The organism is Mycobacterium shunyiense (genome assembly GCF_058270075.1).
The window spans coordinates 79,004-87,866 of the sequence record NZ_JBZDPU010000034.1; the positions used below are offsets into that span (position 1 = coordinate 79,004).

6 protein-coding genes are annotated in these 8,863 nt (G+C 65.2%); 5 read left to right on the top strand and 1 reads right to left on the bottom strand.

The annotated features are described in order from the left end of the window. Positions 1-130: 130 nt before the first annotated feature. Positions 131-1,186 (bottom strand): 2,3-butanediol dehydrogenase, encoded by a 1,056-nt coding sequence (locus tag AC4ELH_RS29310; protein WP_448448348.1) that lies wholly within the window; start codon positions 1,184-1,186, stop codon positions 131-133. A gap of 153 nt (positions 1,187-1,339) precedes the next feature. Between AC4ELH_RS29310 and AC4ELH_RS29315 the strand changes: the two genes are divergently transcribed. The 5 genes from AC4ELH_RS29315 to AC4ELH_RS29335 all read left to right on the top strand — a co-directional run bounded on the left by AC4ELH_RS29315 (position 1,340) and on the right by AC4ELH_RS29335 (position 8,664). Next, entirely contained in the window at positions 1,340-3,169 is a 1,830-nt protein-coding gene (locus AC4ELH_RS29315) for a flavin-containing monooxygenase (RefSeq protein WP_448448347.1), read from the top strand. Between the two features lie 82 nt (positions 3,170-3,251). Then, on the top strand, positions 3,252-3,956 hold the full coding sequence (locus AC4ELH_RS29320) for a polysaccharide deacetylase family protein (RefSeq protein WP_448448346.1): 705 nt from the start codon (positions 3,252-3,254) through the stop codon (positions 3,954-3,956). Beyond that, positions 3,953-4,444 (top strand): DNA-deoxyinosine glycosylase, encoded by a 492-nt coding sequence (locus AC4ELH_RS29325; protein ID WP_064879670.1) that lies wholly within the window; start codon positions 3,953-3,955, stop codon positions 4,442-4,444. The genes AC4ELH_RS29320 and AC4ELH_RS29325 overlap by 4 nt, the downstream gene beginning before the upstream one ends. Positions 4,445-4,503: 59 nt before the next feature. Continuing rightward, positions 4,504-5,346, top strand: a complete 843-nt coding sequence (locus tag AC4ELH_RS29330; protein WP_082963391.1) for a sensor domain-containing protein — start codon at positions 4,504-4,506, stop codon at positions 5,344-5,346. Between the two features lie 150 nt (positions 5,347-5,496). After that, a complete protein-coding gene (locus AC4ELH_RS29335) occupies positions 5,497-8,664 on the top strand; it encodes an ATP-binding protein (RefSeq protein ID WP_498888333.1) in 3,168 nt (1,055 codons plus the stop codon). The last annotated feature ends 199 nt before the right edge of the window (positions 8,665-8,863 follow it).

Here is an 8,863-nt window from a genome sequence, read left to right on the forward strand (position 1 = left end):
GTGCTCCACATCACTACATGACGCCACGAAAACCCTCCGATCGACGAACTGACCCTCACGTCAAATTCGGCCGGGCATGCTCGAATGTTTTTGCTTTGTCAGCTATTTCAGGCCGCCTTGCCGTGCGATATCACGATGCACCTGCGCTCGGGTCGACCAGAACCTTCATCTTCTTACCTGCATGCAGAGCCTCGAATCCCTCGTCGATCACGTCGTCGATGGCAATGGGAGTAACCCACCCCTTCGGGTCGTACAGCCCCTGCGCCATGAGATCGATGACCGCCTCGAAGTCGGCCGAGGTGTAGCAGAGGGAGCCCTGGATCCGGGATTCGTTCATCACCAGGTTGAGCAGCGGTGTCGCGAGCGGTTTCTCGTAGATCGCGACACTGATCGTCGGCCTGCGCGCCCCCACGCATGCTGTCGCCGCGGCGATGGCCGGCGCGACTCCGGCAGCGTCATACGCCGCGTCGGCACCCCGGCCGTCGGTGCGATCGGCGATGAACGCGGGAACGTCGGTGGCGGTCGGATCCAGGGTCCTGGCCCCGAGCGTCTCGATCGCCGCGCGCCGGGTGGGCGACGGCTCCACCACGAACACCTCATCGAGACCCTTGCCGCGCAGCGCAAACCAGAGGCCGATGCCGATCGGCCCGGCCCCGAAGATCACGGCAGTATGCAGCGGACCAACCTCCCCGAGCGTCGCGGCGTGGTAGGCGACCGACATCGGTTCGACCAACGCGCCCAGCTCGAGCGACACGTTGTCGGGCAGGCGGTGCAACATGTCGGCCGGAACGACGGTGTACTCGGCCATGCCGCCGTCGGACATCAGGCCGTGGAAACCGATCTGCCGGCAGACGTTGTAGGTACCGGCCCGGCACGGTGCGCAATTGCCACATCGGTAAATGGGCTCGATCGCAACCCGGTCGCCGGGCGCATACCCCGTGACACCGGCGCCTACCTCGGTGATGGTCCCGGAGAACTCGTGCCCCATGGTCAGCGGCAACTGCCTGCCGGTCAACGGATGTGGCTCGGTGGGCACAAAAATCGGGCCCGCGTAATATTCGTGCAGGTCAGTGCCACAGATTCCATTGAAACCGACTTTGATCTTGACGGTGCCGGGCGTGGGGTCGGGCTCCGGGACATCGGCGATCTCGACCTTGTTCGGTCCGTAGTACACGGCTGCTTTCATGGTGGATGTTTCTATGCCCATGCCCCTGCACGTCGTAAGGGTTGCAAGGCGTTGCGATGTCTCCTCGCAGGTCTTTTCGCACGCAAATGCCTGTTCCGATGCAACCCCGTGCAACCCTTGTTGCCGTGTTTGACACGGTGTGGGCTGGGCCACATGACACAGACCACCGCCGCACCGCTGACCACATTGTCACCGCAGGAACGGGTTGACACCTGGCTGGCCGACTTCGAGTCCGCGCTCGCTGACCGGGACATCGAACGCGTCGTGGGGAAGTTCGCGACCGACAGCTTCTGGCGGGATCTGGTCTCGTTCACCTGGAACCTCAAGACCGTCGAGGGCCACGAGGGCATCACCGACATGCTGGCCGCGCGGCTGAACGACACCGACCCCTCGGGGTTCCGGACGGCGGAAACGCCCACCGAGGACTTCGACGGCGAGCACGTCATCACCTCGGCATTCATCGAGTTCGAGACTTCGGCGGGTCGCGGCAAGGGCCACCTGCGGCTGCGCGACGAACTGGGCTGGACCCTGTTGACCACGCTCCAGGAACTCAAGGGCCACGAGGAGCGCAAGGGCGCCAACCGGCCATTGGGCGCGATTCACGGCTCGGATCCAGACACTCGCTCGTGGTCCGAGAAGCGTCTCGACGAGGAGCTCACCCTGGGCTACTCCCAACAGCCCTACACCCTGGTGATCGGCGGTGGGCAGGGCGGTATCGCCCTCGGTGCCCGGCTGCGCCAACTCGGGGTGCCCGCCATCGTCGTCGATCAACACGAACGCCCCGGCGATCAGTGGCGCAAACGCTACAAGTCGCTGTGCCTGCACGACCCGGTCTGGTATGACCACCTGCCGTATCTGCCCTTCCCGGCGAACTGGCCGGTGTTCGCCCCCAAGGACAAGATCGGCGATTGGCTCGAGTTCTACACCCGGGTAATGGAAGTGCCGTACTGGAGCTCGACCACCTGCCTGTCCGCCACCTACGACGAGGACGAACAGCGATGGACCGTCGAGGTCAACCGCAACGGCGAAGCGGTGACCCTGCGGCCCGTGCAACTCGTGCTCGCGACGGGCATGTCGGGCAAGCCCAACATTCCGACGCTGCCCGGCCAGGAAGTGTTCCGGGGCGAGCAGCACCATTCCAGCCACCACCCCGGCCCGGACCGGTACGTCGGCAAGCGCGCAGTAGTGATCGGCGCCAACAACTCCGCCCACGACATCTGTAAAGCGTTGTACGAGAACGACGTCGACGTGACGATGATCCAGCGATCCTCTACCCACATCGTCAAGTCGGACTCACTGATGGAGCTGGGTCTGGGCGCCCTGTACTCGGAACGCGCAGTGGCTGCCGGAATGACCACCGAGAAGGCGGATCTGACCTTCGCGTCACTGCCGTATGCCATCATGGCCGACTTCCAGCGGCCCATCTACGACGCGATCCGCCAGCGCGACAAGGACTTCTATGCGCGACTGGAAGCCGCCGGATTCGACCTGGACTTCGGCGACGACGACTCCGGCCTGTTCATGAAATACCTGCGCCGCGGCTCGGGCTACTACATCGACGTCGGCGCCTGCGAACTGGTCGCCGACGGCAGCATCAAACTCGCCCACGGCGAGGTCGACCGGCTGACCGAAAACTCGGTGATCCTGGCCGACGGCACCGAACTCCCCGCCGACGTGGTCGTGTACGCCACCGGGTTCGGATCGATGAACGGCTGGGCGGCAGACCTGATCAGCCAGGAAGTCGCCGACCGGATCGGCAAGGTGTGGGGTCTGGGTTCCGGCACCACCAAGGACCCCGGTCCATGGGAAGGCGAACAACGCAACATGTGGAAGCCCACCCAACAGCCCAACCTGTGGTTGCACGGCGGGAATCTGCACCAATCCCGGCACTATTCGCTGTATCTGGCGTTGCAGCTCAAGGCCCGCTACGAAGGCCTGGCAACGCCGGTGTACGGACTGCAGGAGGTCCATCACCTGAGCTGACGACTTACGACATGGCGCCCCGAACGTGACTCCCCCCACGCCGTTCGGGGCGCCCGCGTGTGCGCGGGGTATACATGCGAGGGTGCGTCGATGGTTGTGGAGTCTCGCCGTTCTGCTGATCGTCGCCGTTACCGTGTTCGCCGCCGGGTACTGGGTGTCGAAGTCACGCACCTTCGCCCTCACCGGGCACCTGGTGCACCGGGTCGACACCTCGGCCAAGGTCGTCGCCCTCACTTTCGACGACGGTCCAACCACGCATACCCCTGAGGTGCTGCGGATGCTCAGCGACGCCGGGGTTCGAGCCACCTTCTATCTCACCGGTGCAGAATTGAGCACTGCACCGCAGTTCGGCACCGCGATCGCCACGGCAGGCCACGAGATCGGCAACCACAGCTACTCGCATCGACGGATGGTGCTGACGTCGCCGGCCACCGTCGCCGACGAGATCGAACGCACCGACACCGCGATCCGTGCCACCGGGTACGGGGGCCCGATCACCTTCCGCCCGCCGTACGGCAAGAAGCTCTGGACACTGCCGCACTACCTGTCCACCCATGATCGGACGATGGTCACCTGGGACGTCGAACCTGATTCGTCTTCCACGGCTGATGCCGATGCGATCGTGGCCGAGACCGTTTCCGAGGCACGGCCGGGCTCGATCATCCTGTTGCATGCCATGTATGACAGCCGCGCTCCCTCGCGTGCCGCAGTACCCCGGATCATCGACGAATTACGCTCGGCCGGTTACCGATTCGTCACCGTATCCGAACTTCTGGCCGGCCCGTGACGGAGCTCCTGCACGGACTGGACCCCCTCGTCGGGCAGCGGCCCCGGGTACTGATCCTCGGAAACATGCCGAGCGTGATGTCGTTGGCCTCGGGCCAGTACTACGGCAATCCACGCAACGCGTTCTGGCGAATCACCGGGGCGCTGTTCGGGTTCGATGCCGATGCGCCCTATCCAGATCGTGTTGATGCCCTGCTCACGCACCGGGTGGCGGTGTGGGATGTGCTCCGGTCCTGCCGGCGAGTGGGCAGCCTGGATTCGGCTGTCGAGCGGGACAGCATGGTGCCCAACGACTTTGCGGAATTCTTCGCCGCGCACCACACTCTGGAGCGAGTGGTGTTCAACGGGGCTGCCGCCGAGACCAACTACCGGCGCCTGGTCGGCACTCCCCCGTCGCCAAGCGCGCGGGCCCCCTCGACCAGTCCCGCCCAGACCATGCGCTTTGAGGGCAAACTGGCGGCCTGGCGGGCAGTACTGGAGACAAGCTGACAATATTCAGCGGTTGATCACCTGTTGCGACCCAATCGACCGTTACGCTTTCCGCCACCATGACATATCCACCGCAAAGTCCGTGGCCGCCTCAGCCGCCGCCCTGGCCACCCGTCCCCGTGCCCCCGGCCGCACCCGCGCCGCGGCGTGGCAACAAGACCGTCGCCTGGGTGATCTTGGGAGTGGTGGTCTGTGCCCTACTCGTGGCGGGACTCATGTACTTTCTCGGCACCGGGGAGCAGACCAAGACGGTCAAGGATTCCGCTCTCCAGCGCACTCTGCTGACGCCTGCCGAAGCAGGCAACATATTGGGAACCCCATCGCTCGTAGGGGACCCCAATTACGACGACGGGGCCGTTCAGTCCACCTGGGACACCGAGCGCGGGAATGATCCGTGCGTGATCGGCGATCCGGCCACGGCGGGTTGGTACCAGGACACCGGTTCGACGGCGGTACGCAGGCAGTTCCTGCAATCCCCCGAAGGGGACGGAACCGGGCCGGAAATGTTGTTCGACCAGGCGGTGATCGCATATCCCGATACCGACACCGCGCGCAAGGTGGTTGAGGACATTCGAGGCAAATGGCAGCAATGCGTCGGCCAGGACGTGACCCAGACCGTTCCGGGCGAAGATCCGTGGCCCTGGCATATCGGTGACGTCTCGGAGAGCGATGGCGTGGTCGTGTCGTACGCAACGGACCTCAGCGATGACGCCAACGGCTGGGTATGCCACTTCGGCATGGCACCGCGACACAACGTGGTGGTCCAGACACAGGTGTGCGGCACTACGGCCAACGCCGATTTCATCGGACAACTGGTGGCCGAGATGAGCCAGAAGGTTGACACCGTCGCGGAATCGCACAAATCGCGTCATCGCCATTTCCGGTTCGGACGGCACCACTAGGCACCCACCGGTCCGGCGTCGACGCAGGTCGTTGCTCGATTCGTCGTTGCTGCGGAAAAGGCCCATCGTGATGGTGGGCCATCCCCGCCCCTTCGGCGTTGCTGCGTTCTATTCTCGATGCAGCAGGTTCTCCGATAGCGGGGGCTTCGAATGACGGAAACTGCGACGTGCCGCACGTGTGGCACCGAACCGCGGGCCGGCGCCCGGTACTGCGACGCGTGCGGCGCACCCGTCACATCGACTCCGGGCGCCGAATACAAGCAGGTCACCGTCTTGTTCGCCGATGTCGTCCGGTCCATGGACCTCGCAGCGACCCTGGGCGCCGAACGGCTCAGGGAGATCATGAGCGACCTGTTCAACCACTCCGCCTCCGTGGTCCGTCGATACGGCGGCACCGTCGACAAGTTCACGGGTGACGGCATCATGGCCATCTTCGGCGCACCGGTTGCGTTGGAAGACCATGCTTTTCGGTCCTGCCTGGCCGCGCTCGAAATCCTGCAGGAGACCGCCCTGCTGGCGGTGCAGGTGACTGCCCGCGACGGCCTCGATCTGCAGCTTCGCATCGGTCTGAGCTCAGGTCAGGTCATCACCGGGGAAGTCGGCACCGACACGATGAGCTACACCGCGATCGGTGAGCACGTGGGCATGGCCCAGCGCATGGAATCGGTCGCGCCGCCCGGCGGAGTGATGCTCACCGAGTCGACCGCACGCCTGGTCGAAGACACCATGATGCTGGGCGAGGCTGAGATGGTCCAGGTCAAGGGAGCCGAGCACCCGATCCAAGCCCGCCGGCTGCTGGAACTCAATTCCGCCCACAACCTGCTCAATGTCGGAGGATCGACCCTGGTCGGCCGAGGCTGGGAATTGTCCGCCCTAGAGGGCATCCTCGAACGTTCGATCCAGGGCCACGGCAGCATCGTCCTGTTGGTGGGTGGACCCGGTATCGGCAAGAGCCGGCTGGTCAGCGAACTCGCGGCAAAGGCCGCCGCACGCGGGGTGCCGGTGCACTCCACGTTCTGCGAGTCCCACACCAGTGAAATCCCATTTCATGCCATCACCGGCCTGCTGCGGGCGGGATTCGGCGTGGCAGACCTCGACCGTGAGGCGGCCCGCTCGAAGCTCCGAGACCAGGTTCCCGACGACACCACAGAGAGCCTGGAGTTACTCGACGACCTGCTCGGCATCGGCGACCCCGACGTCGTTCTGCCGATGATCGACCCAGATGCCCGGCGGCGGCGCCTCACCACCCTGGTCAACGCCGCGTCGCTGGCACGGAGCGCCCCGGCGGTCTACGTCGTCGAGGATGCCCACTGGATCGACGGGGTCAGCGAATCGATGCTGTCGGATTTCCTGTCGGTGACACCGCAGACGCCGTCCCTGGTCGTCATCACCTACCGCCCCGAATACCACGGTGCGTTGAGCCATGTCCATGGCGCACAGACCATAGTGCTTGCACCACTGGATGATTCAGAGACCTCGGCCTTGATCAACGAGATGCTGGGGACCGGCGACGGGGTCGCCGACCTGACCGACACCATCGCCGGGCGCGCCGCCGGCAACCCGTTCTTCGCCCTCGAGATCGTGCGCGACCTGGCCGAACGGGGCCTGCTCCACGGCGAACGCGGAGCCTATGTGCTGTCCGACGGGCAGGGCCGGGTGAGCGTGCCTGCCACGCTTCAGGCCACCATCGCCGCGCGGATCGACCGGCTGGACCCGGCGGCCAAGCGAACGCTCAGCGCCGCTGCGGTGATCGGGTCCCGGTTCAGCGCGGGGCTGTTGGCCTGCCTGGACACCGAACCCATCTTCGAGGATCTGATCGAGGCCGAGCTGATCGATCAGGTGCAGTACACGCCCTACGCGGAGTTCGCATTCCACCACCCGATGGTGCGGACTGTCGCCTACGAATCACAGCTGAAATCCGATCGCGCCGAACTGCACCGGCGCCTCGCCGACACCATCGCCGCACGCGAACCCGAACTGGCCGACGAAAACGCTGCCTTGATCGCCGAACACCTGGAAGCCGCCGGCGACCTACATGCCGCCTACAGCTGGCACATGCGCGCGGGAGCCTGGGCGAACAACCGGGATTCCGCTGCGGCCCAGCTGTGTTGGGAGCGTGCCCGCCAGATCGCCGACCTGCTGCCCTCCGATGATCCCGATCGGGCCGCGATGCGGATTGCTCCGCGCACTCTGGTTTGCGGCAATGGCTTCCGTAGCAAGGTCGGCGTCTCCGGCGCTCGGTTCGAAGAGCTGCGGGAGCTGTGCGAGGCTGCCGGAGACAAAGCCTCACTGGCGGTCGGCATGGCCGGACTGACCGGCGAACTGATGCTGCAGGGGCGGGTGCGCGAAGCATCACAGCAGGTTTCCGAGCACATGACCCTGATCGAATCCATCGGCGACCCTGCGCTCACCGTCGGCTTGTCGGCGACCCCGATCTCGCTCAAGATCGAGAGCGGCGAAATGGGTGAGGTGCTGCGCTGGTCGCAGATGGCGATCGACATGGCCGACGGCGACACCACCAAGGGCAATTTCATCATCGGCTCACCGCTGGCAGCGGCCTTCGCAGCGCGCAGCATCGCCAAATGGGCTCTGGGCCTTGATGGTTGGCGTGCCGACCTCGATCATGCGCTAGCCATGGCACGCAACACCGACAGGTTCACTCACGCTCTCGTCATCACCTGGACGTACTTCACCACGGTGTCCTGCGGAGTATTGCTCGCCAGCGATGATGCGTTGCGCGACATCGACGGGGCGCTACAGATCACCGAAGGGGCCGGCGACGACATCGCGCTCGGCCTGGCCCGGGTGACCATGGGATACGCCTTGCTGAACCGAGATTCGCCGGCCGACCGCGAGCGGGGATTGACCATCCTCGGCCAGGTTCGCCAGATGTGCGTGAGCGGACGGTTCTATATGTCCGAGCTCGTCGGCATCGATGTGTATACCGCGCGCGAACGGGCCAAGCGCGGAGACCGGGCCGGGGCCATCCGGGTGCTACGCGAAGCGATCGACGACCTCTTCCACAGCGGGCAGCTTCCGTACAACATCTTGGCGACCGGGATCCTCGCCGAGGCCCTGCTGGACCGGGGCGCCGAGGGCGATGTGGCCGAGGCCGAGGCGGCGATCGCCAGACTGGCGGCGGCCCCTGCCGAGGACGGCCTGATCATTCGCGACATCATGCTGCTGCGGGTCCGGGCACTCATCGCCCGCGCCAGGGGCGACGACGCAAGCTACCGCACATACCGTGACCAGTACCGCGACATGGCGACCCGGCTCGGCTTCCAGGGGCATATGGCACAGGCCGCCGCACTGCCCTGACTGGGCTGCATTCGGTGGATTCGCGGCCGTCTGTCTCGAGTCGCAGTCCAGTGCAACGTAATCGACTGCCGCTGTGGATGAATCGTGCGCTGTGGATAACCCCTCGGCGTGTCAGTGGATCGGCGTAAGGTCGAACACATGTGCTACTCCTCATGTTCTTGTGGGTAGTTGAGGGTTCAGGCCGCCGAGGCAGAGGTAG

Excerpts from the sequence above, each read along its gene's own strand:
- AC4ELH_RS29310 (WP_448448348.1), bottom strand. The coding sequence starts at position 1,186 with ATGAAAGCAGCCGTGTACTACGGACCGAACAAGGTCGAGATCGCCGAT.
- AC4ELH_RS29315 (WP_448448347.1), top strand. The coding sequence starts at position 1,340 with ATGACACAGACCACCGCCGCACCGCTGACCACATTGTCACCGCAGGAA.
- AC4ELH_RS29330 (WP_082963391.1), top strand. The coding sequence starts at position 4,504 with ATGACATATCCACCGCAAAGTCCGTGGCCGCCTCAGCCGCCGCCCTGG.
- AC4ELH_RS29335 (WP_498888333.1), top strand. The coding sequence starts at position 5,497 with ATGACGGAAACTGCGACGTGCCGCACGTGTGGCACCGAACCGCGGGCC.